This window comes from Fontisphaera persica, from assembly GCF_024832785.1.
Taxonomy (GTDB): domain Bacteria; phylum Verrucomicrobiota; class Verrucomicrobiia; order Limisphaerales; family Fontisphaeraceae; genus Fontisphaera; species Fontisphaera persica.
Genome location: NZ_CP116615.1, coordinates 2,163,398 through 2,190,007 on the forward strand (window position 1 = coordinate 2,163,398; position 26,610 = coordinate 2,190,007).

A 26,610-nucleotide genomic window follows, 5' to 3' on the forward strand; every position below is an offset into this window, starting at 1 on the left:
GGGAGCAATCCTGCATGAATCGTGCACACTTATTGATTGTCCTGTCCGCCCCCTCCGGGGCGGGCAAGACCACGCTCTGCCATAATTTGCTGGCCGTGGACGCCCAGGTATCCCGCGCCATCACCTGCACCACCCGTCCCCCGCGCCGCGGGGAGGAACACGGGCGCGATTACTATTTCCTGAGCGAGGACGACTTCACCCGCCAAATCGCTGCCGGCGAATTTCTCGAACATGCCCTGGTGCATGGCCATCGTTACGGCACCCTCAAGAACGAGGTCCTCCGCCACTTTGAAGCTGGCAGGGATGTGCTGCTTAACATTGACGTGCAAGGCGCAGCCACTCTCCGGCAGGCCGCCGCCGCGGACCCCCGCCTGGCCGCGTCGCTGGTCACGGTCTTCCTGGCCACCCGCTCGCTGGCAGAATTGGAAACGCGCCTGCGAAACCGCAACCAGGATGCCCCGGAGGTCATCCAACGCCGCCTGGCTGCCGCCCGCGCCGAGCTGGCGCAGTGGAAAAACTTTGATTACCTCATCCTCAGCGGCACCATGAGCGAAGACCTACAGCACTTCCAAGCTATCGTCATGGCCGAGCGGCTGCGCACGGCGCGGGTCCAACCGCCTCCTTGGTAATTCCGGTTTTATGGACGCAAACCCACCCTCCCCTCCCCCCACTGGCGCCCCAGTGGTCATCCTTGGCGTCACCGGCAGCATTGCCGCGCACAAAGCCGTGGACCTGGCCAGCCTGCTCACCAAACAAGGCTGCTCCGTCCACGTCGTCATGACGGCCGACGCCCAGCGCTTTGTCACCGCCCTGCCCTTCAAAGTGCTCTCGCGCAACCCCGTCGTCACCGACCTTTACGACGAGACCGAAGGCTGGAAACCCACCCACATTGAGCTGGCCGACGCCGCCGACCTCCTGCTCATCGCGCCGGCCACGGCCAACGTCATTGCCAAAATGGCCGCCGGCCTGGCGGACAACGCCCTCACTTGCATTGCGCTGGCCCTCAACCCCCAGGCCCGCGTGCTCATTGCCCCCGCCATGAATGGCAAAATGTGGTTGCACCCCGCCACCCGCCAAAACGTGGCCACCCTCACCGCCCGCGGCGCCGAGTTTATAGGCCCGGAAGAAGGCCTGCTCTCATGTGGGTACGAAGGCATCGGCCGCCTCTGGCCCGTGGAGAAAATTGCTGAACGTGCCCTCGCTTTGCTGCGCAAAACTTGACCCGCGTCAAACGGCAGTCCTCGCCCCCGGCCTAGTTTGATACCATGAGCGAGCAACCTTTGGTGAAAACGGACGTTGGCCAGGTGTTGAATCTGGCCCAGGAAACTCAATTTGCCCCCAATGGCATCGTCAGCCGCACCCTGCTCAAGGGGCCAAACGTCCGGGTAATTCTCTTTGGTTTTGCCCAGGGACAGGAACTCACCGAGCACACCTCCCCGCATCGGGCCTTGGTTCAAATCCTCAGCGGTGAATGCGAATTTGCCCTCGGCCCAGAATGGCATAAACTCAAAGCCGGCGACTGGCTCCACATGCCCCCCAACCTGCCGCACGCTGTCCGCGCCACCCAGGCCTTCTCCATGCTCCTGACGTTGATTAAAGCCGAGGCCTGACCTGCCGCCGGCAGGCCGGCCGGGGCTCAATTCAACGAAGCCAAAATTTTCTCCGCCGCCGCCCGCGGGTCCGGCGCCGCGCAGATGGGCCGGCCAATAACCAGATAATTCGCCCCGGCCTCCATCGCCTCGCGCGCGCTGAGCACCCGCTTTTGGTCCCCCAGCGCGTCCTCCGGCCCGCGAATGCCCGGCGTCACGAGTTGAAACCCCCGCGGCGCCATGCTCCGCAGCATCGTCAACTCCAGCGGACTGCATACCAGCCCACGCAGCCCCGCTTCCCACGCCAGCGAGGCCAGCCGCTCCACCTGATGCCCCACCGACTGGCCCACGCCCACCCGCGCCAGCTCCTGCGTGTCCATGCTCGTCAAAACCGTAACTCCCAGCACCAACGGCACGCGGTCCTGCCCGGCCTGCAACGCCGTCTGCCGGGCGGCTTCTTCCGCCGCCTTCATCATCGCCAGTCCGCCACTGGTGTGGATGGTCAACATGGAAACCTCCAGCCGCACCGCCGCCGCCACCGCGCGCGCCACCGTGTTGGGAATGTCATGAAACTTCAAGTCCAGGAAAACCTGAGCCCCCAAACCTCGCAGTTGCCGGACCACTTCCGGCCCGGCTGCGGTGAACAATTCGCTACCCACTTTGAAGGCCCCGACCACCGGCGCCAGTTGCCGCGCCAGCGCCATGGCCTGTTCCCCCGTCGGCACATCCAGCGCCACGATGATAGGATTGTAACTCGCCATGAGCAGACGTTAGGCGGCCCCCTGCCTTTTGTAAAGCCAGGCCCTAAACCGGATGCGCCTACTCCGGAACCCGATACTGAATCAATACCATGATGCCCGGCCAGTTGATTTCCGCCCCATGCACCATCTGGCCGTCATATTTGGGCGTCAGGCCCGTCTTCAACACGTTCTCCCCCCTCCGCAAACAACTCAAATCCGGCACCGGCATGCGATGCAGATAAAACGCATAGCGCGGCCCCTCGCGCTCAATCACCCGTTGGTCATTGATGAAAAGACCGTGCAGATACCCGGGACTCCAACTGCAAAAAACCAGCCGCGCCGCCACCGCCTGCCGCACATCACCCTGCACCCGAAATTTTTGGCTCAGCTCCGCGCGGCGGGTCACCCAGCGAGGCGGCACTTCATAAGGCTGGCACAGTTCCACCGAAAACCCGGGCCGGCGAAAAGTCAGCCCGCCCACCGCCGAAGTAAAAAAAATCAGCCCGGTGGCATCGGTTATCCAGGCGGCCAGTTCAAACGGCTCCGGCTGGTCCGGCACCCATGAGGTATCCCAGAGGCATGTCCACGGCTCCGCTTCCGCGGCCCCCAGATAATTGGTGAGCTGGCCGCGCACATAATGGTAGTGCCATTGGACATACTGGCCGTCCCCCTCCCAGTTCACATCCAGATGCCGCCCCACAAACACCACCCGCTGCACGGGGCCGTTGGGACTGCGTGCCTCCGCCTGCAAGGTCACTCGCCGCCCCAGCGTCTCGCCTTGAACCGGCGACAACACCCGACCTTGGGGATGAACCTTTTGCGCCGGGTCGTAATACACCCGCAAGTGCACACCATAAATTAAATTTTGCGGCCAGTTCCAAGGATGCTCCGGCGCGACCTTCAACCGAAAGTGATTGCCACGGCCCGCCCGCAACTGGCGCAAGGGCACCGCCACCACGGGATAGGTATGATGTTGATAGTCCCAGGCGTTGGTCGGCATTCCTTTGGCAGCCGGCACCTGCAGCCACTCATTGCTGTTCACGGAGATGGCCAGTCCGCGCGTGCCGTCATGACACAGCAATTTCTCGAGCACCACCTCCGCCTTGACCGCGTGCTCCAGGTCCAGCGAGTGCGCCCAGTAAATCGGCCCACCGCCATAATCCAGCTTGCCCCCCACCCGCAGGAAGCCGTCACCCTCGCGCTGAGGATTGGTCCAGTAATACTCGCGAAGAACGTCGCCCGGCTGTGGTTGTGCGGCCACTCGCTGGCCACCTGCCCAGATACCTGCAATAATCACCAGCCCTGATAATACTTGGGATAGGCGCTGCATAATCCATCAAGGTTGGCCGCCACGGAATAAATGGGCAAGGCACTATCTGCCGGCGCTTCCGCGCCAGACGCCGGCATTGCGGCGAGGCTGTCGTGCGGCATGCTGCGCTTAAAGCGCCGCATTGTCAATCAAACGCGTCGTCCCCACCCACACCGCCAGCGCCATGCGATGCCCCGGCATCACCCGGGCTTGCGGCCGCAAGGTGTCAGGGTCAAAAAACTCAATGTAGTCCACCCGCGCCTCCGGCCGAGCCTCAATTTCCTGCCGCAACTTGATGCGCAATTGATGCGCGTCCACTGGATGCGGCGCCTGCCGCACAATCTCCCGCGCATGGCACAGAGCGCGGTACAAACACACCGCCTGCTGCCGCTGTTCCGGTGTCAGGTATTTGTTGCGCGAACTCATTGCCAGTCCGTCCGCCTCGCGGCACGTCGGAGCAACAACAATCCGCAGGGGAAAGTTCAAATCCCGGGTCATCCGCCGGATGATGGCTGCCTGCTGATAATCTTTCTCGCCAAACACCGCCACGTGCGGCTGCACCAGCAAAAACAACTTGGCCACCACTGTGGTTACCCCGCGGAAATGGGTGGGCCGCGAAGCCCCCTCCATGCCCCGCGACAACTGCTCCTCCACCACATAGGTGCTGTAATCGCCCGTGGCCCGGCCGGGGTACATCGCTTCATCCGACGGCGTGAACACCACATCCACCCCGGCGCCGCGGCAAAGCTGCAAATCCCTGGGCAAATCGCGCGGGTAGCGCGCCAAATCCTCCTGCGGCCCAAATTGCGTGGGATTGACATAAATGCTCACCACCACCACTCCGTTCGGCCCCACCGCCCGCCGCGCCCGGCGCACCAGGCTCAGGTGCCCTTCATGCAAGTAGCCCATCGTGGGCACAAAACCAATGGTCCGCCTTTCCGCGCGCCATTTCAGCGCCTGGCGTTGCATGGCCTGCAACGATTGAATGACCCTCATGCGCCCAATAGATGCCGCATCCCCGCCCCGCGCACAAACGAAAAGTGTCCGATACCTGCGCCTAAACGCTTCCTCAGGCTTGCGCCCAGGCGCCCATGTCCGCTGGCTTTGGCATTGCTTTCAACGGAACATCTGCCAAAGTGCACTTAAAATGCAAATCATCAGCACCCAGTCCATCTCTGACCTCCTGCAGCAGCAGGAGTCTTCCACGCCCGAATTTGCTGCCATGCTGTTGATGAACGCCATGGCCAACCAGGGTTTTATCATCGTGTATGCCGTCCGGCCCCAAATGGCAATGGAGCTGGGATTGGATGAGGGGGCTTGGTGCCCTGATGAGGCGGAATCGCCAGAAGCCCATGCCAACGAAGCCATGGTGGCTGCCGCGGCTAGCCTGTTGGCCATTGTGAATCAATTCACTGACCAACTGCCCACCATTACCCCCGCCAAGCTTATCCAGGTCGAGCAGGCTTTGCAGCCGGCCTTGCTTGTTCTGGCCACAACAAAGAATGCCACCGACGATGACCTCATTGGGTTGCTGTTGGACCGTTGCCGCCAGAAAGATTTGCTCGATTTCGGGTTGGACATCCTCTGCATGCATAAAGAATCGCTAAGTAAATCAGCAACACCAGCCTCTGCCAAAGAATCCCAATCCGTTAACCTGCGGGAACTCATCAAAATGCGCGTCATCGTGGATGCCATAGACCAGATGACGGGCGAACAGCCACAATCTCCAGAAGTAAAGCAAAACTAGGGCACCTTTTAGGGTACTCTGAAGGCAAAATTGTTTCTTATTGCGTCATACCATGCCATTTTGGCGCAACACAATAACTGTCTTAGTATAGGTTATTTTACAACTTGCTCATCATCAGCATTTTGCATCGGTATATCAACGGCACGATTCCCGCTGGCGAAATCAAGTGCTCGGAGCTAAAATACTCCGGCCAGGGGCCACAAAGCCCTTGTCCAGTAGCATGGAAAACGAACTATGAAACGCATCATTTTATTTGTGCTGACTAATGTGGCCGTGCTCGCGGTGCTGGCCATCGCCGCCCACCTGCTGGGGGTGGATAAATACCTTACCGCCGCGGGGCTGAATCTGCCGATGCTCCTGGTTTTCTCGGCCATCCTTGGCTTTAGCGGCAGTATTATTTCCCTGCTGATTTCCAAGTGGATGGCCAAGATGGCCTACAGCATCCACATCATTGACCGGCCTCAGGATGCGGCGGAGGCCTGGCTGGTCAATACCGTGGCGCGCTTTGCCGAACAGGCGGGCATCCGCACGCCGGAAGTGGGCATCTATGAAAGCCCGGAGGTCAACGCCTTTGCCACCGGCCCCTCGCGTAACAATGCCCTGGTGGCGGTCAGCTCCGGCCTCCTGCGCCAGATGAACCAGCGGCAGGCCGAAGCCGTGCTGGCCCATGAAGTCGCCCATGTGGCGAACGGTGACATGGTAACCATGACGTTGTTGCAGGGCGTGCTCAACACTTTCGTGGTCTTCCTGTCCCGGGTGTTTGGGTTCCTTATTGACGCTGCCCTGCGCCGCGACAACGACCGCGGCGGTGTGGGCATAGGTTATTTCCTGGGCAGCATTATCTGCCAGATTGTGCTTGGCATCCTGGCCACCATGATTGTCATGGCCTACTCGCGGCGGCGTGAATACCGCGCAGACGCCATGGGGGCGCAACTGGCCGGCCGCAGCAACATGATTAGCGCGCTGCAGCGTCTGAATGAAATCATGCACGGCGGCGGCGTGCTGGATGACCGCTCGCCGGCCTTGAGCGCCTTCAAAATCAACAACAAACCCTCAGGTTTCCTGGCGCTGTTTGCCTCCCACCCGCCGCTGGAAAAGCGCATCGAGGCCCTGCAGCGCATGGCGTAAGCGCGGTCACCGCACTCCATCTGTGAAGGGACGCCTGCCACGGCGTCCCTTCTGTTTTACTCCCCGGCCTCCTCCTCAGCTTCCGCGCCGCCCACCGCGCCCCGACGGGCGCGGTCCGAACATATCCCCCGCCGTGTCCCCTCGACAAATTCAATCACCGCCAGGGCCGCCGGACTGCTAAACTGCGCGCGCGCCTCTTGCAAGGCATCCCGCAATTTTTTGGGACTGCGGAAGAGCGCGTGGTACAGGCGGCGCAACTCCAGCCGTTGCGCGCTGGTCAGCCCGGCGCGGCGCAAACCCACCACATTCAATCCACAAATGGTGTTGGGGCCGCGCACGATGCAGTATGGCGGCACATCCAGACTCACCCGGCTGCCGCCCTGCATCAGGGCCAGCGTGCCGATGCGGGTGAACTGATGCACCAGGCAATTGCCGGAAATAAACACGCGGTCCTGCACCTGCACGTGCCCGCCCAACAGGGCCCCGTTGGCCAGGATGACGTAATCCCCCAGCACGCTGTTGTGCCCCACGTGGCTGCCCGCCATCAAAAAATTGTTTGAGCCAATCACCGTCTCGCCCTCCAGCGTGGTGGAGCGATGGACCGTGACGTTTTCCCGGAAAACGTTGTTGTCGCCAATCCGCAGCCGGGTGGGCTCGCCGCGGTATTTCAAATCCTGGGGCGCATCCCCAATGACCGCCCCGGTGTGGAAACGGTTGCCCGCGCCAATCACCGTCTGCCCGGTAAGATGCACATGCGGGCCAACCACACAATGCGGCCCCACCCGCACCCCGGCATCAATGAGGGCGTACGGCCCCACCATGACGGTGCTGTCCACTTCGGCTTTGGGATCAATAATTGCCGTCGGATGAATCATGCGCCGAGTGTGCCTGAAATTCCGCACCCCGGCAACCTCGGGAAACTTTGAAGATTGAGCGGCACGCCGCCGCAGTCTAAACTCAGCCTGCTTTGTCCAGCGAAACCAAAGTTGAATCAACCGCAATCCTGGCGGCACATAGCCGGAGATGGTATTCCTCGGGTGTCTGGCGCGCCGGCCGGCGTTCGGCCGGATGGCTGCCTCGCCGCGTGGCCTTGGCATTGGCACAAACCTTGGGGATATGCTGGTGGGCGCTGGCCCCGCAACGCCGCCGGGCCGTGGTGGCCAACCTGGTGCCCGTCACCGGCAACCTGCCCGCCGCCCGCGCTGGTGCGCGCCGGATGTTTCAGGAGTTTGCCTGCAAGCTGGTGGACTTATGGCAATTTGAAAATGGCGCCAACACCGCCAGCCTGTTTTGCGAGCTGCAAGGATGGGAGCATGTGCTTGCCGCCCAAAACCAGGGACTGGGACAGCTACTCGTTTCCCCTCACCTCGGCAACTGGGAGTTGGGCGCGCCTTTGCTCGCCAGCCGGGGCGTGACCTTGACGGTCATCACCCGCCCCGAGCCGGAAGGTTTGACCCGCTTGCGAGAGCAGGCCCGCGCCAGATGGGGCATTCAAACGGTGGTGGTGGGCAACGGCGCTTTTGGTTTCGTGGAAGTCATCCGTTGTCTGGAAAAAGGCGCCTGCGTGGCCTTGCTGGTGGACCGGCCTGCCCCCGAATCCGCGGTCACCGTGGAGCTTTTTGGTCGTCCCTTCCTGGCGTCGGTGGCCCCGGCCGAACTGGCACGCGCCAGCGGCTGCGCCATTCTGCCAACCACCATTGTCCGCACGCCGGCCGGCTATCGGGGCGTGGCCGCCCCTCCAATACCCTACGAGCGGGCCGCCCTGCGCCAAGCCCATGCCCGGCAGCAACTCATCCAAAACCTCATGAACGCCTTGGCGCCCGTCATTGCCGCCCATCCCGAACAATGGTTTCATTTCGCGCCCATCTGGCCCAAAGCGGATTAATCGTTATCCTGATGAACCAGCCACACCCCCTCCCTTTCACCTGTTTCCTTTCCTTCTTCATTCGCCCCAGGCAGCGGAGACCCGCCGGGGGGGTTAAGGGTAAGACTTCAACCAAACACCGCTCATCCACGGCTCTTGGCCTGTTTCTGCCCGTGCTGCTCCTGCTCGCACCCGGCCATGGCCGCGTGCAAGCTGCGGAAAGCCCGGAAATGCTGCTCCACCGCTGGCTTGCTTCTCAAACCAACCTGCAATCCTTCGCCGCCGACTTTGTCCAAACCCGCACCCTGCGCTCGCTGGCGCAACCGCTCACTACCTCCGGGCGGCTTTACTTTGCGGCTCCTTCGAGTTTCCGCTGGGAACTGGGCACGCCGCCCCAGACCATCGCCTTGCGCCATACCAACCTCCTGTGGGTCATTTACCCCGCCCAAAAACGCGCCGAACGGTATGACCTGCAAAATGCCGGCAGCCAGTGGCGGGATACTTTTGCGCTGTTGGAGGCGGGTTTTCCCCGCTCCCGTGCCGAACTGGAGACCCGCTACCGGCTGGGAAACCTGTTCATCACCAACGGGGTATTGGAAGTCACCCTGACCCCGCGGCAAATGGCTGCGCGGCGCTTAATCCCCGAGCTGCGCCTGGGTGTGGCGCCAGAGGAAAATCGCCTGTGTTATACGTCCTTGAAAATGGCGGACGGCTCCCAAATGCGTCAGGATTACACGAATGCAGTGGTGAATCCAACGTGGAACAACTCCCCTTTCACATGGACGCCCCCGCCCGATTATCAAGTGGTGGAGCCTCTGCAACGCCGCAGCCCCCGTCTCTGATTCCCAAAACCGCGGCGCAGCCACCCAACCGTGTCCCCCAAACTCTGCCGCCCTTAAAGAGACGGGCCGGAGGGTGTCTCTCCCACACCACTCCGGCCCGGGTTCCTCCGCGACCCAGAGGGCCAGGTCACGAACAGCCGAGGCTTTCCCCACAGTTCAGGCACTTGTAACAGGCGCCGTTGCGCACGGTCACATGCCCGCAATTGGGACAGGTGGGGGCATCGCCTTGATTAACAAAGCTGGCCGTCAATTGGCGCGCCGGTTTGTCGGGCGTGGTGGCCACGCCGCTTACGGGCTTGATGTCCGTATCGTTCTCCTCGGCCACGGGCAGCAGGCCCGGCACCGGCCGGTTGACGTGCTTTTTAATCTCCTCCATCAACCCCGGCATGGCCAGCTCCGGCTGGTTGTTCGGCGCGGTATTGGCCTCGCGATAGCCGGGAATGAACTGCAGCGCCATCCAGCGGAAGACATAGTCAGTAATCGAGGTGGCCATGCGGATTTCCGGATTCTTGGTGAACCCGCTGGGCTCGAACCGCTGATGGGCAAACTTCCGCACCAGCGCCTCCAGCGGCACGCCATATTGGAGCGCCAGGCTGGTCAGCGTGCCAATGCTGTCCATCAACCCGCCAATCGTGGAGCCTTCCTTGGCCATGGTGATGAACAGCTCGCCCGGCTGGCCATCCTCGAACAAGCCCACGGTGAGATAGCCCTCGTGCCCGGCCACATCAAACTTGTGGGTGATGGCCGTGCGCGTTTCCGGCAGCCGCCGGCGCAGCGGCTGGTTGACCTGCTGCTTGAGCCGCGCCACCTCCGCCTCCAGCTCGGCGATGCGCGCCCGCAGGGCCTCCACTTCGCCGGCCTTGCCGGCATCCCCCTCGCCCTTCTTGGTGCTCAGCGGCTGGCTGCGCTTGGAGTTGTCGCGATAAATGGCCACGCACTTCAACCCCATCTTCCACGCCTGCACATAGGCATCGCGGATGTCCGCCACCGTGGCGGATTCGGGCATGTTGACCGTCTTGGAAATGGCGCCGCTGATGAACGGCTGCGCCGCCGCCATCATTTTAAGATGCGCCATGTAATGGATGCTGCGCTGGCCCCGCGCGGGCTTGAAGGCGCAGTCAAACACCGGCAGATGCTCCGGCTTCAGCCCGCTGGCAATCACCGCGCCGTTTTCGGTCACATCCTCGATGGTGTCGTACTTCTCAATGTGCGCCACAATGTGGGCCACCTCCGTCTCGGAGTACCCCAGCCGGCGCAGGGCCTCGGGCACGGTGCGATTGACAATTTTCAACATGCCACCGCCGGCCAGCAATTTGTACTTCACCAGCGCGATGTCCGGCTCAATGCCGGTGGTGTCGCAATCCATCATGAAGGCAATGGTGCCCGTGGGCGCCAGCACCGTGACCTGCGCATTGCGGTACCCCACCTGTCGGCCCCGGCTCAGGGCGCGGTCCCAGCACGCCCGCGCCTCGTCCACCAAATACGACAGCGCCGGCGGTGCCTGGATTTTCTCCACCGCCTCGCGGTGCATTTGGATGACCCCCAGCATGGACTCCACGTTGTCTTTGGCCGCTGGTTTGGGCACATGCGCGCAACGGGCATCGCGATAGCCGGGGAACGGCCCCAGAATGGCCGCCATTTCGGCCGATTGCTCGTAGGCATGGCCGGTCATGATGGCCGTGATGGCGCCCGCCAGCGCGCGGCCCTCGTCCGAATCATACGGCAGGCCGCAGGCCATGATGAGCGAGCCCAGGTTGGCATAGCCCAGCCCCAGCGTGCGGAAAATGTGCGAGTTCTCCGTGATTTCTTTGGTGGGATAACTGGCGTTGTCCACAATGATTTCCTGCGCGGTGATGAAAATGCGCACCGCCGCCTTGAAACGCTCCACGTCAAACGTGCCGTCCTCCCGCAAGAATTTCATCAAGTTCAACGAGGCCAGATTGCAGGCCGTGTTGTTGATGAACACATATTCCGAGCATGGATTGGTGGAGTGAATCGGCTCGGTGCCCTTGCAGGTGTGCCAGCGCTGAATCGCGCCGTCATACTGCAGGCCGGGGTCGCCGCAAATCCACGTCCCCTCGGCCACCTTGTCCAGCAGACGCCCCGCGTTTTTCTTCTCCAGCGGCTGGCCGGTGGTCACGGCGCGCGTCCACCAGTCCTTTCCTTCCAGCGCCGCCTGCATGAACTCATCACTGACCCGCACCGAAAGGTTTTCGTTCTGATACATGACCGAGCCGTACGCCTCGCCGTTGAACGAGCCGTCATATCCCTGTTCAATCAAGGCCCACGCCTTTTTCTCCTCCTTGGCCTTGGCTTCGATGAACTCTTCAATGTCCCCGTGCCAGTCGCGCAGGGTGTTCATCTTGGCGGCGCGCCGCGTCTTGCCGCCGCTCTTCACCACATTGGCCACCTGGTCATACACCTTCAGAAAGCTCAACGGCCCGCTCGGACGCCCCCCGCCGGAAAGCTTCTCCTTGCTGCTCCGGATGGGCGACAGGTCCGTGCCCGTGCCGCTGCCGTACTTGAACAACATGGCCTCCGAATACGCCAGTTGCATGATGGATTCCATGTTGTCTTCCACTGATTGGATGAAGCACGCGCTGCCCTGCGGATATTCGTACTGCGTCGGCGCGCGCTCGGCCCGGTGTTTGCGCCGGTTGTAATACCAGTTGCCGCGGGCGCTGGTCTTGCCCACGCCGTACTGATGGTACAGGCCCACGTTGAACCACACCGGCGAGTTGAAGGCGCCGTATTGATTGAGGCACAGCCACGTCAGCTCTGCGTAAAAAACCTCGCCCTCCGCCGACGTGAAATAACCGTCCTTCACGCCCCAATCGGCAATGGTGCGCGTCACCCGATGAATCAACTGGCGCACCGAATACTCCCGCTCCTTGGGCTTGTGCGGGTCACCATAAAAATACTTCGAGCAGACCACCTTGGTGGCCAGTTGCGACCACGACTTGGGCACCTCCACGTTCTCCTGCCGGAACACCACTTTGCCCGAGTCATCCGTGATTTCCGCCGTCCGCTTTTCCCATTCCACCTGGTCAAAGGGGCTGACTTTGGAATCACTGAACACCCGTTTAATCTTCAAATGCTTTTTCATATCACCCTTGGAATCAGGGTTTCCTCGCCGCCCACCCACGCCGGCCCGACGCGAACGCACCGTCAAGGCAGGCGACGACACGACTTGGTCACGCGTATCAATCATGGTAAAATGTAAATTTAGTTGTTTTCGGGCGCTAATCCAGCACCATCCCCGGTGCCTAAATCCGCGCTGTCTCGCCCTGCAGCCAGAGGCAAACCAGCCCTTTTAGGGGGCTCGGAAGCCCCATTAGTTGTGGGGCGAAAAGAAGAATAACACTATATCTTGTGGTGTAAATAATTATTTTCAAAAAAATTACACCCCAGCTTGTTCACCACTTCATCATTGCAACGTGCTGCTGTTAAGCAACTTATGAGCTTGTGAATAACCTTGACCCCTCTCTGTGGATAATTTTTTGGGAGGTTGGCATGGCCTCTAAGGCCCAAATCAGAGGCTCTTTCCTAGGTTTTAGGCCTGTAAGATACCCCTTGGAAAGCCTCTGTAACCTTTCTTTTACGCTTGTCGTCTGGTCATTTGAATCCAGTTCCCGAGAGCGGGGAGAAGATGGAACGAGGATTCAACCGGGCGGCAGGGCAGGCAAACCACCCGGAAAAAGAGCGCCTGTAAACGCATAAAACTTATGAAACGTTGTATCTCCATCCTTCAGCGGAAGCTAATGACGGTTGCCCTTGGCAGCCTGGCGGTGGTGTTGGCCGGCTCCCTCTTTGCCCAACCAGGCGGCGGCGGCCGCGGTGGAAGATTTAATCAAGACCCCAATCAGGGCCCCCAAGGCGGGCCGGGCGGGCCACCTGACCGGGCCATGATGGGTGGCCGTGGTGGTTTTGGCTTTGGTTTGGATGAACAGCAGCGCCAGGTTTTCAACGAAGCTCTGCAAAAACACCAGGAAGCCCTGCGCAAACTGGAGGAACAACTGCAGGCGGCGCAACGCGAGCTGATCAAGGCTGTCATCGCCGAGGAATACGTCGAAAAAACCGTGCGCGAAAAAGCGGAAGTCGTGGCCCGGCTGCAAACGGAAATCATGATGCTCCGCTCGCAGGCCCTGCACACCGTAGCCCCCACCCTGCGTGAAGAGCAGCGCGCCCAAATGGAAGACTCGCGCTTCAGCATGATGCTCCTGAGCGGCGGCTTTGGGGGTGGCGGCGGCCGCGGCATGATGATGGTCGGCGGTCCTCCGGGAATGGACCCCGCCGCCGGTGGTTTCGGCGGCCCGGGTGGGCGTGACCCGATGCAATTCCGCGGCGGCCCGGGTGGGCGGCCAGATGCCGCTCAGGGCGGCGGTCAGGACCAGCGCGGCAACCGGGACCGTGGCAACCGCGGCAACCGCGACGGTGGCCAGGGCGCGCCCGGCCTGCCGACGGAACCCCGGCCAGCCCGCTAAATCAGTTACAAGCCTTTTCTAGGTTGGCACTCCCCCACCAACCTACTGCCACAAGACTACGCCCGGCATGCCCGGGCGTAGTCGCTTATGGCCCGGACATTTTCCGGCGGTGTGTCCCGCACAATCTCGCATCCCGCCCCGGCAATGTAACGCTCGCCGGCCGCCTGATGGCAGGCCGACAGCGCAGCCCGAATCGCTTCCGGGGTTTGATTCCGCACCACCCCCACCGGCTCCAGATTGCCCAGCAAAACCTGTTGCGCTCCCATCTCCTGGCGGGCTCGGGCCATGTCCGCAAAATAATCCAAATCCACAATCTCACATCCCAACGCGCCCATGCCTTTGAGAATCGGATTGGTGCGCCCGCAAATGTGCAACCGCACCCGCCCCCCCGCGGCATGAATGCCGTCCACCAGCCGCTTCTCGTAGGGCCAGACAAACTCCTGATAAATCTGCGGCCCCACCAAACTGGCCGCCGCATCACCCACCCCGATGAGGTCCGCGCCCGCCTCTATTTGCGCCCGCGCAAACCGCAGCTCCATTTCCAGGATAAACTCGAATAAATCTCGCACGAAGGCCTCATCATCAAAAAAATCCAGCATGATGGTGTTGATGCCCCGCAAATCCGCTCCCTGCGCGATGGGCCCTTCCACCCAGCCCTCCACAATTTTTTCGCCTGCCGTTTTTTCCTTCAGCAACGCCACCGCCTGCACGCGGTCGGTCATGCGCCCACCGCCCAGAGGGTCGGGCACGCGCAACCGCGCCAGCGTCGTTTTATCGGCCAGCAGGGCCTCCTCTTCGACAAGGGCCGGCGGTTGGTTGGGAAACCACTGGATTTTTGCGCCGCAATCGGCGGCTTCGCGCGCCGGGTCCGAAATGGCCGAAACGTAATCAAAATCAAACTCCTCGGCCACCCGCACCTGCGCCTCCACCAGCCGGCGATAATCGCGGCAGTATTCGCCATACGGTATGCCGGCGCGGTCCCCGGCAAACATCATGGTAATGGGCATGACAGGCAGACGATCCACCGGCTGGCCGGCGATCCGGGCAAGCACTCGTTCTCGGCTGTTCATAACAAAGGAATTGACCCCCGCATTAAATCACCCTCGCTCCCCGCCGCCAAGCTGATTACAGCCGCGCCGGTGGGTTGTCACTGCGCGGACCCGCGCCACCTTGCTGGAGTGCCTGTGACACGCGAATCTTGCGGTATAAATTAGCCCCCTATTCCGCTTTTGGTTTGACCAAAACGGCAAGCCACGGCAGTTTCGGCACGGTCGCCCATTCATATTAGAGCTTATGAGCCATCTATATTCTCGCGGTTGGGTTGCCCTCTTCCTGTGTACGGCCGTCCTGGTGAAGGCCGCCCTACCCCAACCGATAGCGTTCAAAACCCCGGACCGCCTGCCCGACCAATTCCAGCCGCTCTCCCCCGCGGAGGTGAAGCTGGAGGGATTCCTGGGCGAGCGCATCCGCGCCAATGCCCTGAACCGGCTGGCCAAAGTGGACTTGGAGCCGTTACTGGCCGGCTTCCGCCAGAAGCCCGGCTCCCATCCTTGGATTGGCGAACACATCGGCAAATGGATGCACGCCGCCACCCTGGCGTGGGCCTACACCGGCGATGCAGGCTTGCGCGCCAAACTGGATTACGCCGCGGCTGAATTGATTAAAACGCAGGAAGCGGACGGGTACCTGGGCACTTACACGCCGGACAAACGTTTTGGCCTGTTTCCCGGCGCCGATTGGGACGTGTGGTCTCACAAATATTGCCTCATGGGCCTTCTCACCTATTACCAATACACCGGCAACCCCGCCGCGCTGGAAGCCAGCCGCAAGGCGGCCGATTTGTTGCTGGCCACCTTCCCCGCCAAAAAGAGCATTCTGGCCGCCGGCACGCATGTGGGCATGGCGGCCACCAGTGTGCTGGAGCCAATCGTGTTGCTCTATCGGCACACCGGCGAGGACAAGTATTTGGAGTTTGCCCGCTATATCGTGCGCTCATGGGATGAACCCAACGGCCCTAAAATCATCGCCGCGCTGCTCAAGGAAGGCAAAGTCAACAAAACCGCCAACGGCAAAGCGTATGAGATGCTCTCCAACCTGGTGGGGCTTTGCGAGCTGGCCCGTGCTACCGGCGAGGCGGAGTTACTTATCCCCGTCGAAAAGGCCATCCAGGACATCGTCAGCACCAAGCTCTATATCACCGGCGGCATGAGCCAGGGGGAGCATTTCCGCGATGACCATTACCTCCCCAATGGCATGGGCGCACACGTGAGCGAAACCTGCGTCAGCACCACGTGGGTGCAACTCTTGTGGCAGATGCTGCGGCTCAAAGGGAATGCCCTTTACGGGCATGAACTGGAGCGCATTTTGTACAATCACCTGGCGGCGGCGCAGCGGCCGGATGGAGCGCAATGGTGTTATTTCACTTCGTTGGAGGGCACCAAGCCCTACGGCCCCGGCATCAATTGCTGCGTTTCCAGCGGCCCGCGCGGCATGGCGCTGGCTGCCCAGTGCGCTTATTTCAAAACCCGCGATGCGCAGGGACGGGAAAGCATCGTGGTGAACATCCTGGAGCCGGGCCGGCTCACCACCATGGTGGACGGCCAAACCGTCACTTTGGAGTTTCAGAACTCCTACCCCGACAGCAGCAGCAGTTTCACGGTGCGGCTGACCACCCCCAAACCTGTAACCGTCGGTTTTACTCTTCGCATTCCGCCGTGGGAGGTGAAGCCCTTAAATACGGGATGGCTCCCCTTGATGCCACGAGTGTGGCAGGATAAGGAAACCTCTACGCTTTACTATCTGCCCCGGCCTCAACAGATGATTCTTGGTGAGCACGGCAACGCCGGCCGCGCCGCGATGACTTATGGGCCCTTTGTCCTAGCCTTTGACAGTGCCTTGAATCCCGGCATGGAGTCGCCCAACCTGCTGGGCTGGGCAATTGACCGCCTCCAGCGCCGTCCCGGAACACTGGAATTTGTGGCGCAGGTCAGGTCCCTGCGCCAGCCAGAGCCGCGGCCAGCGGTCTTGGTGCCTTTCGCCAACGCCGGTGCCACCGGCGGCCGTTTTCAAGTCTGGTTGCGCGCTCCCGGCGCCGACCTGCCGGAGAATGTTTCCCTGCTGGCTGGCGCGCGCGAAAGCCGCTCCCGCAACGGCAATGTCAGCGGCTCCATTGCTGATGAGGATGTGGGCACTTTTGTTGTGACCTTCGACGGCACAGCCAGGGCTGAAGACTGGTTTGCCGTGCAGGTGGAAAAACCAGTAACCTTCAGCCGGGCAGTTTTTGCGCACGGACAAAACTTCCACGATGGCGGCTGGTTTGACGCCAGTGCCGGCAAGCCTCGCCTGCAAATCCAGCGCACGACCAATGGGCCATGGGAGGATTTGGCGGTGTGGGAAACCTACCCTGCCACCACGGCCACCGACAACCGCGGCTTGAAACCCGGCCAAACTTTCAGCCTCCAACTGCCTGCGCCGGTTCAAGCAGTGGGCGTCCGCGTGGTGGGCAAACCCGCCTGCGGTGACAACCCCAAACAAGCGTTCAGCTCCTGTGCGGAGCTGCAGGTGTTTGAAAAATGAAGAGTCTCTCACCTCACGTTGCTTCCCGACGCGCCTGGCTGCAACGCGCCGCCGCGGCTGCCGCGGCGCTGACCCTTGCGCCATCGTGCGCTACTTCAGCCACCACGCGCCCCGCGCGCTACCTGATCGGTTGCTACACACGCCCTTGGGACCAACTGGATTATCGCGTCGCGTTGGATGGCATTGCCGAGGCAGGCTTTCAGTACGTGGGTCTGATGACTGCGCGCGGCCGGCCCTCGCTGGTGGTGCACGTGGACTCCACCCCCGAAGAAGTGGCCGCGGTGGCCGCCGCGGTCAAGGCGCGCGGGTTGAAGGTCATTTCCATTTATGGCGGCGACTTTCGCGCCGAGCAATCCGTGGCCGCGGGTGTGGCCGGCCTCAAGCGGTTGGTGGATTATTGCGTGACCTGCGGCTGCCCTCATCTGCTCCTCGGCGGCACCGGCGATGCCAAGGTCTTTCCCGCCTATTACCAGGCCGTGCGGGAAGTCTGTCCTTATGCCGAGCAAAAGCAGGTGACCCTCACCATCAAACCGCATGGCGGCTTGAATGCCACCGGGCCGGAGTGCCGTAAAATCATCGAATCGGTCGGGCACCGCCGTTTCCGCCTCTGGTACGACCCGGGGAATATTTTTTATTATTCGGACGGCAAGCTGGACCCGGTGGAAGATGCCGGTACCGTGAACGGACTGGTGGCTGGCATGAGCGTCAAAGATTTCCTGCCCCCCAAAGAAGTCATGCTGACGCCGGGCACCGGCCGGGTCAACTTTCCGGAAGTGATGCGCCGTTTGCAGCGGGGCGGGTTCACCGCCGGGCCGCTGGTAATTGAGTGTCTGGCGCGCGGCAACGGGCAGGATGCCCGCTTTATTGTGGCCGAGGCGAAAAAGGCGCGCGCTTTCGTGGAAGGGCTGGCGGCAGGCGTGCCGCCGCGTTCGTAACCTCCAAAACAACGGGCGGCTGGATTGAGCCGGGATGCCTGCGGGCCTTCGAGCATCGGCAGCGGGTCAAGCGGATTCGTCACCCCGAGCGAATCACCGCGGTTCACTGCCGCGCATGGCTGCAAGCACCCGGCTAAATCCAACCGCCCCCTGCGGGAACCTGACCGGAGGCGGGCGCTGCTGGCAAGCGCCCGCGCTCCGGGTCATTTCGGTTCCTCCCAATTACACATCGTAATACAGGAAGAATTCGTACGGATGCGGCCGCAGCCGGATGGCGTCATGCTCCTTCCGTTTGGCGGCAATCCAAGTCTCGATGAAGTCGAGGGTGAAGACGTCACCCTTGAGCAGGAATTCGTAGTCCTTCTCCAGGTAATCCAGCGCCTCGCCGAGGCTGCTGGGCACCTGCGGAATCTTGGCATGTTCCTCGGGCGGCAGCTCGTACAGGTTCTTGTCCATCGGCTCACCGGGGTCAATCTTGTTGAGCACGCCGTCCAGGCCCGCCATGAGCAGGGCCGCGTTGCTCAGGTACACGTTGGCCGAGGGATCCGGCGGGCGATACTCAATGCGCTTGGCCTTCGGATTCTCGCTGTAGGTGGGGATGCGAATGGCCGCCGAGCGGTTGCGCGCGCTGTACGCCAGGTTCACCGGGGCTTCATAGCCCGGCACCAGCCGTTTGTAGGAGTTGGTGGTGGGGCTGCAAATGGCGCACAACGCCTTGGCATGCTTGAGGATGCCGCCAATGAAGTTCAACGCCAGCGGGCTGAGGCCGGCGTACGCGTTGCCCGCAAACAACGGCTTGCCCTTCTTCCACACGCTGATGTGGGTGTGCATGCCGGAGCCGTTGTCGCCAAACAGGGGCTTGGGCATGAAGGTGGCCGTCTTGCCGTGCTTCTTGGCCACGTTTTTCACCACGTATTTGTAAATCATCATCTTGTCGGCGCAGCTCACCAGCGTGTCAAAGCGGATGTCAATTTCCGCCTGGCCCGCCGTGGCCACCTCGTGGTGCTGGCGCTCAATGGTCACGCCAAGCTGCTCCATCAACAGGGTCATCTCCGTGCGCAGGTCCTGCTGCGTGTCCGCCGGCGCCACGGGGAAGTAACCTTCCTTGTGCCGGATTTTGTAACCCAGGTTGGGCATCTCCTCCCGACCGCTGTTCCAGATGCCTTCAATCGAGTCAATGCTGTGAAAAGCCGCGTTGGTCTTCACCTCGTACTGCACATTGTCGAAGACAAAGAACTCCGCTTCCGGCCCAAAGTAGGCGGCATCGCCCACGCCCGTGCTGGCCAGGTATTTTTCGGCCTTCTGCGCAATGCCCCGCGGATCGCGGCCATACGGCTCCTTGGTGCCGGTTTCCGCTATGGTCGCCGTCAGCGACAGCGTGGGCACTTCCATGAACGGATCAATGAAGGCGGTATCGGGATCCGGCATGGCCAGCATGTCGGACGCCTCAATGGATTTCCAGCCACGAATGGACGAGCCATCAAAGCCCAGTCCCTCCGTGAAGATCTCTTCCGACAACTCGGCAATCGGGCAGCTAAAGTGCTGCCAGGAGCCAAACGTGTCGCAGAACTTGATGTCAAACATCTTGGCGCCGGCCTTCTTGGCCATTTCGATAACGCCTTTTGGGGTGTTTTTTGCCATAGGGTTTTGGTCTCAGGATTAACTGCTTTTTGTGTTGGTTTTAGGGCGCTGCGCCGTGATGTCGCCATCCCGGCGCAGCGCCGAAATTGTTGGTTGTTTAGCTCCGGCCGTAGTAGCCCTCTTCGCCGTGGTCGGTCAAATCCAGACCCACCGTCTCCGCCTCCGGGCTGTGCCGCAAGCCCATCACAGCCTTGATGATGTAGGCCAGGATGGCGGTCGCCACGATGGAGAGCACCAAGGTCACGACGATAGCTTTGATTTGGGCGAAAAGCAACCCATCCTTCACCGACTCCACCACCGGGTTGGCCTCCGGAGTGGCCAGGATGCCGGTCATCAGCGCGCCCAGCGTGCCGCCGACGCCGTGCACGCCAAAGGTGTCCAGCGAATCGTCATAACCCAGCCAGGACTTCAGTTTCCAGCAGGCCAGGAAGGGCACAATGCCCGCGACCACGCCAATAATCATGGCGCCAGTAGCGGTCACAAAACCCGCTGCCGGGGTAATCACCACCAGGCCGGCCACGATACCGGAGCAGAAGCCCAGCACGCTCGGCTTGCCCTTGAGCGCGTATTCCGCCATGCCCCACACAAAACCGCCCGTGGCCGCCGCCAGCGTGGTGGTGGTGAAGGCATTGGCAGCAATGCCATCCGCGGCCAGCGCGCTGCCAGCGTTAAACCCATACCAGCCCACCCACAGCATGCCCGTGCCAATCATCGTCAGCACCATGCTGTGCGGCGGCATGGGCTCCTTCGGGAATCCCAGCCGCTTGCCCAGAATCAGGCACAGCACCAGCGCGGACCACCCGGACGACATGTGCACCACCGTGCCGCCGGCAAAGTCCAGCGCCTTGATTTTTGCATTGGGATTCAGCGGCCCGCACATCAAGCCGTCCGCCGCCCACACCATGTGCGCCAGCGGGTAATACACCAGAAACATCCAGCCCAGCATGAACAACATCAGCGCGGAAAACTTCATGCGTTCGGCAATGGCGCCCACAATCAGGGCCGGGGTGATGATTGCAAAGGTGAGCTGAAACATGGCCCAAACGTTGTTGCTAATCCAGTTGCTCCCTTGCCCCACCTCCCCGCCATTGACGCCCTTGAGAAACAGGAAATCAAAGCCGCCCAGGAAAGGGTTGCCGGGCGCAAAGGCCAGGCTGTAACCACAAATGTACCACAGCACCGTGGACATGCCGGCAATGCCCAAACATTGAGCCATGACGGACAGCACGTTCTTGCGCCGCACCAAACCGCCATAAAACAAGGCCAGCCCCGGCAACGTCATGAACAACACCAGCGCCGTCGAAGTCATCTGCCACGCGTTGTGGCCCGGTCCGGGGCCGGGGATTTTGGAGGGGGCGTTGGTGTTGCCACCACGCGCCACGTTGTTCATGTAAGCCTCCAAATCTTCAATGCGCTCCGCCAAAGAACGCTCCGGCTTCGCGGGCGCGTCTGCCCCGGCCGCCGTCACGACGCCGCCCAGCGTCAGCCAGCCCAACAAGCTCAGCACAAGAAAAATCTTTTTCATATTTTCGGTTCAAAAATGGGTTCGTAATTTCGGTTCATTGCTTCGTCCTTGCCGCCATCTCGCCGCCGTTCACACCGCCTGCTGTCCCCGCTCCTCCGTCCGAATCCGGATGGCCTCGTCTATGGTGGTGATGAAGATTTTGCCGTCGCCAATCTTGCCCGTCTTGGCCGACTTCAAAATCGCCCCCACCGCTGCCTCGCACTGCGCATCCGCCACAACCACCTCCACCTTGATTTTGGGAAGGAAGTCCACCGTGTACTCGCTGCCACGGTAGATTTCCGTGTGACCCTTCTGCCTGCCGAATCCCTTGACCTCCGTGACTGTCATGCCCTCGATGCCCAGGTCACTCAAGGCATCTTTGACATCGTCCAATTTGAACGGTTTGATGATGGCTTCGATTTTTTTCATGTTCGCCTATGCGTTTACCGCGTTGATTGCTTTTTTGCGTCTCACCAACTGTCCAAGCCATCCAAGCCCTATGGATGGCTGGCTGATTGTCTCGCCCTCGTCCGCGCCCAGCGGACTCCCGTCCAACGAGCGCTGCCCTTAAGCACCCCGGATGCCAAGGAAGAACAAGCCAGAAAATACATTTGTAAGTTATTATTGCTGAATGAGATACAAACTCTAAGCAAACCAACTGCCGACTGGCTATTTTTGACCACACTGCTTTTTATTGGGCAGCAGGTCGAGGTTTGAACTTGATTTGAATTATCTCAAGACGGCCCGCCCCTGGCCACGCAGAAAGGAGTGATAGACGGTGGCATCATCTGAAATGCACTCTTTCAATCAACGTCCGAAATATGTACTAAGCGATGCGCCGTCCCCTGCCGTGGCGTTCTTCCAAGAGGTGGAAACGTACCCAGCTACATTTTATCTACCGGAAAGCTCAGGCTCGTCGGCGCGCCTGCTGTTGTGCTCCTCGTCCAATTCCTGCAATTGCTCAATGATGTTCACCAGCCGCCGGCCGGTGGAGGTCAAATGGTATTCCACCCGCATCACTTTGCCGGGATGCTCCTGGCGGGTAATCAACCCGTAATTCAGAAGCTTGCGCAAACGTTCATTCAACACTTTGGTGGATATGCCGGGAATGAATCGCTCAAGCTGGCCGGGACGACAGACTCCCCGCCCTATGGCGGCCAAAACGGCGGCAGACCATTTGCAGCCCACCACGTCCTCCAAGCGGCGATAATTACGGCGCTCAGGCAGGGACAGGTAGCGGGCTTTGGCTGATGTGGCGGTGGTCATAAAATAAAATTGCCATAATTTCGCCGGCTGCCAAGGAGCTAACCAAAAGGTAACCCCTCACCATTTTGCGCCCTCTTGTGCGGCTGTAAGGCCGGCATTCTATTAACGGCGAATGATCGGGTGATCATTCCTCGAAGAACACCACAAACGTTTGCTGCATTAAACCATGAAAACCAAAGCCCTGTTCTATCACGCCGGCTGCCCGGTTTGCGTGGCCGCCGAGCAAAACCTTGCCGCCGCCCTGGACCCCCAGCGTTTCGAGGTGGAAATTGTCCACCTCGGTCATGACAAGTCCCGTTTGGCCGAAGCGGAACGCGCCGGGGTGAAATCGGTTCCGGCGCTGGTCCTCCATGGCCAGGCTTACCACATCAACTTTGGCGCCAGTCTCAGCGCATTGCGCTGAGTGCCCCGTCATTGCACCCGCAAGGTAACCGGCCCCAGCAGGCCGGAGGGTGGCAGGGGAGAGTCCTTGCTCCAATGCCGCCATGTGGCAAAAGCCACCCGTCCGCTGGGGCTGGGCTGTCCTTGCCGGACCCATTCCGGCCAGGATTTGAGGCTGCCGTTGCGGTTCCACTCAGCGTCCGGCGGCAGATGCTCGTCCCCAATCAGGCGGTTCACCCATAGGTTGGCGACTTCAATTTCAATGCGGTTTTCCCCCCGCTGGAGCGCCGGCGTGAGTTCCACCACGCACGGCTCATGCCATGCCACGCCGGCCTCGCGTCCATTCACTCGCACTCGCGCCATCACGGCCACCCGGCCCAAGTCCAGCGTGGCCCGGGCACCCGCCCAAGGGGGCTGCCAGTGCACGGTGGTTTGGTACGTGGCCAGGCCGCTGTAAAAACGGATGCCAGCCTCGGGGTGTTGTGATAAATCCATGAGTTTCTCCAGCGTCACCGACTCCGGCGCCCCGCGCCCCGGTTGAAACCGCACCAGCCACGGCCCGCCAATCTCGATGGCCAACGCCGGTCGGCCCGCGCCTGCCGAGCCGGCCGTCCGCGGCGCCGTCCAGGATTTTTGCCAGACGATGAAGCATGACTCCTCCGGGCCCAAGGCCAGCGTCAATGTTGTGCGGCCCGCTTCCTCGCGATAATCGGTGAGCCTGTGTTGCACGCCGGTTTTGGGGTCCCACCGCTCCGGGCGCCGGCCGGACACGCGAAACCAGCAACGGGCGGTGACTGCGTTACGTGCCGGGTTGGCCACAAAGTAAATATCCACCCCCGGCATCTGCCGGTGGGTGTAGCGCAAGGGGGCATCTGCCTCAAAATCAGGAGGGACCCCCATGCCGCGCAATACCTGGGCCACCTGCGTAAAATCCCCGTACAGACTGGGAAGGGCACTGGCCGCCCGTTGCTGCCCCGCCTTGGACCACGGAGCCATGCCCGGCGGGCCAAGCGCCAATGCGGGCCGCATCGGTTCGCTTGGTGTAAGGCCTGCGACAGCCTGCCATTGTTCATCTGTGACAATCAGACGCACCTCCCCGTTGCTGAAACGCATCTGCAAAACAGCCAGCAACCCGGCGGGATTGGGCGCATCTCCGGCATTCTCCGCCGTCACTTCCAGAATATTGGCGCCCGCGCGCAAGGCCGACTCCACGGAAAACTCATACATGAGATTAAAATTGTCACCACGGCCCACCGCCTGCCCGTTGAGCCGCGCCACAAAAGAATTATCAGCGGTTATCCGCAACCAAGCCTGGGTGACCACGGCGCCTTCCGACAGGACAAAGCTGCGTTGAAAACGGCAGGCTCCCGGCGGCGCCGACTTATGCGGCTCGCCCTCGGCCAGCCAAATCCACCGGGCCGTTTGCGGCCATGGCTCGGGTTTTTGGGTTGCTCTGGAATATGCCTCGCGCCAGCGCCGGCCATCGGTGGAAACCACCTTTCCCTTGCCCACCTGCCGCGCCTGCATGGGCACGGGTTGGGCGCCCCACAATTCCTCCACCATGTCCCGCAACAATTCATCGCGGGCATCCGGACTTAAACTGGGTGACGTCTCCACTGGCGGCCCCATGACCGTAGCCCCTGCCCGCACCAGCTCCCGCACCTTGCTCAACAAGCGGGGCGTCATAACCCCCATCTCCGGCAATACGAGCACCTTGAACTCGGCCCCGCTCGCCAACACCAACCGGCCGCCTTGCACGCGCGCGCCATATAACAATTCCGGCGCGCAACCGGCGAAATTGTAGCCTTTGCGCTCTGGCAAAAAATCCGAGCCGCCCAATGCCGAGGGGGGCGGTTGCCAGACCAACGGCGCCCCCTCCGGGGCCAGGTAGAGTATGTCAGCCACGGGCCGTCCCCGTTGCAGCAAGGTCTGGCAACGCGCCAGGTACTCATGCCACGCACCGGCCAGCGGCCACCATGTTTGCGTGCGCTCGTAATGCGCGCCATAAGGCCCCATCGTCATGCCGGGCGCATAATTGGGCCAGGGTTGATGCGCAAACCGGTGAAACACGAGGCGGTTGATGCCCAGGCAAAACGCCCAGTCCGCCTGGGCCTTCATGGCGCCGGGATGCAGGGAAAAGCCCTCTTTCACCTCGGAGGTAAAGGCCTCGGCCGGCACCACCGGCCGCCCGTGAGTGTGGCCGATGGATACTGCCTCCAGACAACTGTAAGCCGCATTGAACCCCAAGCCTTCCGCCCAAAACTCACCCATGGGCACATCGGCCACCCCGCCGAGCGACAAATCCGAGCACGGATTCATGTCATACGGCTCAATGGACAATTGAAAACCGTGGGCGCGTCCCAGCTCCCGGGTGTAGAGGGCGTAATTTTCCACCACCAACTCCTGCGCCGTCTGCCGCCAGTCCCACAGAAAACGCTCCGTGTCTCTGCGGCTTTGGATGAGGCACCCCGCCAGCACCGGCAGCCACGGGCGGGCATCGTAGCCGCGCCGCTTTTGAAACTCCGCCAGGAGGTTGGCCGAGCCGTTTTGCGCGCCCATCTCCCAACTGTCCAAATGCAGCATCGTCCAACCCGCAGTGCGTTTAACGGGACGCGGGCCAATCTCGCGCAAAAGCCCGCCGACAAAATGATCGAAATGCGCCTTGACCGCCGTGCGCTCAAACTTGTCGCACTCAAAACCAATGCCCGGCGGCGGGGCCGGCCGCGTGTTGGCGCCCGTGGTGCGCAGGCCAAACCGCAGCACCCGCCAACGCCCGGGCGGCGCGTCCCAAACCAGCCGGCCGTCCTCCAGCAATTTCGTGGTTAAATCCACCACCTGCCCGGCGGGCAACCCTTTCTCCTCGCTGGCGAAGGTCCCTGCCAGGTAGGGTTTGACGCCTGGTTGCGAGGAGAAAGGCATGCGCACATACAACGCTTTTTCTGCCAGCTCCTCTTGTAGGCCGCACGGCGTCTCCGCGGGCACCGCCAGCACCGCCAAATCGCGGTAATAATTGGCCCGCGCCTGCTCCAGCTCTCTGGGTAAATACCCAAACACCGGCGGGTGCGGCGCAGGCAGGGGCAGGCGGCCCTCGAAACGCTGACCGCCCACGAGATTGGTTTCCGCCACCACCACGTGTTGCATGGACTGCTCGACCGGCACCCACGGCCCTCCGCTGCCGGTCCACCCCGGCCCCACATTCACCGCCATCTCCAATCCCAGCCTCTCGGCCTCCTGCACGGCATGTTTGAACAGCGCTCGCCACTCCGGCCCCATGAAATGCACTGGCCCCGCGGGCACGCCCACATCCACCTCCATCAATATCACGCCCCCGATGCCGGCTGCCTTCATGGCGCCTAAATCGGCCGTGATGCCCTCGCGCGTGATGTTGCCGTTGATGAAAAACCAATACACCCACGGTCTGGCCGAGAGCGGAGGCTGGCGGAATTCTCGCGCCAGGTCCGCAGCCCATGACGACACAAGAGCAAGGCAAAAACAACCTCCCCAGAGCGCTTGACGGATGAAATGACTAATCATGGTGAACGCTCCTTGTGATTATCAAGGCTGCCCCGCCTTGACAAGCAAGTCTCTGGCGCGAAAAAACCAA

General features: G+C 61.5%; 22 protein-coding genes. 11 read left to right on the forward strand and 11 right to left on the reverse strand.

Features of this window, described 5'->3' with window-relative positions; translation table 11 throughout:
- Positions 1-14: 14 nt before the first annotated feature.
- Genes gmk through NXS98_RS07880 form a run of 3 tightly spaced genes read left to right on the forward strand, consistent with a single transcriptional unit; the run spans position 15 to position 1,610 of the window.
- Entirely contained in the window at positions 15-629 is a 615-nt protein-coding gene (gene gmk / locus NXS98_RS07870; RefSeq protein WP_283847932.1) for a guanylate kinase, read from the forward strand.
- 10 nt (positions 630-639) lie between these two features.
- On the forward strand, positions 640-1,221 hold the full coding sequence (locus tag NXS98_RS07875) for a flavoprotein (RefSeq protein ID WP_283847933.1): 582 nt from the start codon (positions 640-642) through the stop codon (positions 1,219-1,221).
- Positions 1,222-1,265: 44 nt separating this feature from the next.
- Positions 1,266-1,610 carry a cupin domain-containing protein gene (locus NXS98_RS07880; RefSeq protein WP_283847934.1) on the forward strand — a complete coding sequence of 115 codons (345 nt, stop codon included), beginning with the start codon at positions 1,266-1,268 and terminating at the stop codon, positions 1,608-1,610.
- A gap of 26 nt (positions 1,611-1,636) precedes the next feature.
- Here the strand turns inward: NXS98_RS07880 and pyrF are convergent, their stop codons facing one another.
- The 3 genes from pyrF to panC form a co-directional block, all read right to left on the reverse strand.
- Positions 1,637-2,350 (reverse strand): orotidine-5'-phosphate decarboxylase, encoded by a 714-nt coding sequence (gene pyrF / locus NXS98_RS07885; RefSeq protein WP_283847935.1) that lies wholly within the window; start codon positions 2,348-2,350, stop codon positions 1,637-1,639.
- Between the two features lie 58 nt (positions 2,351-2,408).
- On the reverse strand, positions 2,409-3,659 hold the full coding sequence (locus NXS98_RS07890; protein ID WP_283847936.1) for a hypothetical protein: 1,251 nt from the start codon (positions 3,657-3,659) through the stop codon (positions 2,409-2,411).
- A 108-nt stretch (positions 3,660-3,767) separates the two neighbouring features.
- The gene (gene panC / locus NXS98_RS07895) at positions 3,768-4,634 is read right to left on the reverse strand and encodes a pantoate--beta-alanine ligase (RefSeq protein WP_283847937.1); all 867 of its coding nucleotides are present in this window, start codon (positions 4,632-4,634) and stop codon (positions 3,768-3,770) included.
- Positions 4,635-4,785: 151 nt separating this feature from the next.
- On the opposite strand from panC, the gene NXS98_RS07900 reads away from it, so the two are divergent.
- Entirely contained in the window at positions 4,786-5,385 is a 600-nt protein-coding gene (locus tag NXS98_RS07900; protein ID WP_283847939.1) for a hypothetical protein, read from the forward strand.
- A 234-nt stretch (positions 5,386-5,619) separates the two neighbouring features.
- Positions 5,620-6,513, forward strand: a complete 894-nt coding sequence (htpX, locus tag NXS98_RS07905; RefSeq protein ID WP_283847940.1) for a protease HtpX — start codon at positions 5,620-5,622, stop codon at positions 6,511-6,513.
- Positions 6,514-6,569: 56 nt separating this feature from the next.
- Here htpX and lpxA read toward each other — a convergent pair whose 3' ends face one another.
- On the reverse strand, positions 6,570-7,388 hold the full coding sequence (lpxA, locus tag NXS98_RS07910) for an acyl-ACP--UDP-N-acetylglucosamine O-acyltransferase (RefSeq protein ID WP_283847941.1): 819 nt from the start codon (positions 7,386-7,388) through the stop codon (positions 6,570-6,572).
- Between the two features lie 92 nt (positions 7,389-7,480).
- Between lpxA and NXS98_RS07915 the strand changes: the two genes are divergently transcribed.
- Positions 7,481-8,398 carry a lysophospholipid acyltransferase family protein gene (locus NXS98_RS07915; protein WP_283847942.1) on the forward strand — a complete coding sequence of 306 codons (918 nt, stop codon included), beginning with the start codon at positions 7,481-7,483 and terminating at the stop codon, positions 8,396-8,398.
- Positions 8,399-8,550: 152 nt separating this feature from the next.
- Complete coding sequence (locus NXS98_RS07920; protein WP_283847943.1) at positions 8,551-9,219, forward strand: LolA family protein; 669 nt, start codon at positions 8,551-8,553, stop codon at positions 9,217-9,219.
- Positions 9,220-9,346: 127 nt separating this feature from the next.
- On the opposite strand, the gene NXS98_RS07925 is transcribed toward NXS98_RS07920, so the two are convergent.
- Positions 9,347-12,325: a vitamin B12-dependent ribonucleotide reductase gene (locus NXS98_RS07925; protein ID WP_283847944.1), complete on the reverse strand. Its 2,979-nt coding sequence runs from the start codon at positions 12,323-12,325 to the stop codon at positions 9,347-9,349.
- A 655-nt stretch (positions 12,326-12,980) separates the two neighbouring features.
- Between NXS98_RS07925 and NXS98_RS07930 the strand changes: the two genes are divergently transcribed.
- Positions 12,981-13,703, forward strand: a complete 723-nt coding sequence (locus NXS98_RS07930; protein ID WP_283847945.1) for a Spy/CpxP family protein refolding chaperone — start codon at positions 12,981-12,983, stop codon at positions 13,701-13,703.
- 56 nt (positions 13,704-13,759) lie between these two features.
- Here NXS98_RS07930 and NXS98_RS07935 read toward each other — a convergent pair whose 3' ends face one another.
- A complete protein-coding gene (locus tag NXS98_RS07935; protein WP_283847946.1) occupies positions 13,760-14,773 on the reverse strand; it encodes a uroporphyrinogen decarboxylase family protein in 1,014 nt (337 codons plus the stop codon).
- Between the two features lie 223 nt (positions 14,774-14,996).
- Between NXS98_RS07935 and NXS98_RS07940 the strand changes: the two genes are divergently transcribed.
- On the forward strand, positions 14,997-17,279 hold the full coding sequence (locus NXS98_RS07940; protein WP_283847947.1) for a glycoside hydrolase family 127 protein: 2,283 nt from the start codon (positions 14,997-14,999) through the stop codon (positions 17,277-17,279).
- Entirely contained in the window at positions 17,276-18,214 is a 939-nt protein-coding gene (locus NXS98_RS07945; RefSeq protein ID WP_283847948.1) for a sugar phosphate isomerase/epimerase family protein, read from the forward strand. Before NXS98_RS07940 ends, NXS98_RS07945 begins: the two co-directional genes overlap by 4 nt.
- A gap of 222 nt (positions 18,215-18,436) precedes the next feature.
- Here the strand turns inward: NXS98_RS07945 and glnA are convergent, their stop codons facing one another.
- The 4 genes from glnA to NXS98_RS07965 all read right to left on the reverse strand — a co-directional run bounded on the left by glnA (position 18,437) and on the right by NXS98_RS07965 (position 22,625).
- On the reverse strand, positions 18,437-19,855 hold the full coding sequence (glnA, locus tag NXS98_RS07950) for a type I glutamate--ammonia ligase (protein WP_283847949.1): 1,419 nt from the start codon (positions 19,853-19,855) through the stop codon (positions 18,437-18,439).
- 97 nt (positions 19,856-19,952) lie between these two features.
- The gene (locus tag NXS98_RS07955) at positions 19,953-21,380 is read right to left on the reverse strand and encodes an ammonium transporter (RefSeq protein ID WP_283847950.1); all 1,428 of its coding nucleotides are present in this window, start codon (positions 21,378-21,380) and stop codon (positions 19,953-19,955) included.
- A 69-nt stretch (positions 21,381-21,449) separates the two neighbouring features.
- On the reverse strand, positions 21,450-21,788 hold the full coding sequence (locus tag NXS98_RS07960) for a P-II family nitrogen regulator (RefSeq protein WP_283847951.1): 339 nt from the start codon (positions 21,786-21,788) through the stop codon (positions 21,450-21,452).
- Positions 21,789-22,250: 462 nt separating this feature from the next.
- On the reverse strand, positions 22,251-22,625 hold the full coding sequence (locus tag NXS98_RS07965; protein WP_283847952.1) for a winged helix-turn-helix transcriptional regulator: 375 nt from the start codon (positions 22,623-22,625) through the stop codon (positions 22,251-22,253).
- Between the two features lie 166 nt (positions 22,626-22,791).
- Here NXS98_RS07965 and NXS98_RS07970 point away from each other — a divergent pair, with 166 nt between their 5' ends.
- Complete coding sequence (locus NXS98_RS07970) at positions 22,792-23,028, forward strand: thioredoxin family protein (protein WP_283847953.1); 237 nt, start codon at positions 22,792-22,794, stop codon at positions 23,026-23,028.
- 8 nt (positions 23,029-23,036) lie between these two features.
- Here NXS98_RS07970 and NXS98_RS07975 read toward each other — a convergent pair whose 3' ends face one another.
- A complete protein-coding gene (locus NXS98_RS07975) occupies positions 23,037-26,483 on the reverse strand; it encodes a glycosyl hydrolase (protein WP_283847954.1) in 3,447 nt (1,148 codons plus the stop codon).
- Between the last annotated feature and the right edge of the window lie 127 nt (positions 26,484-26,610).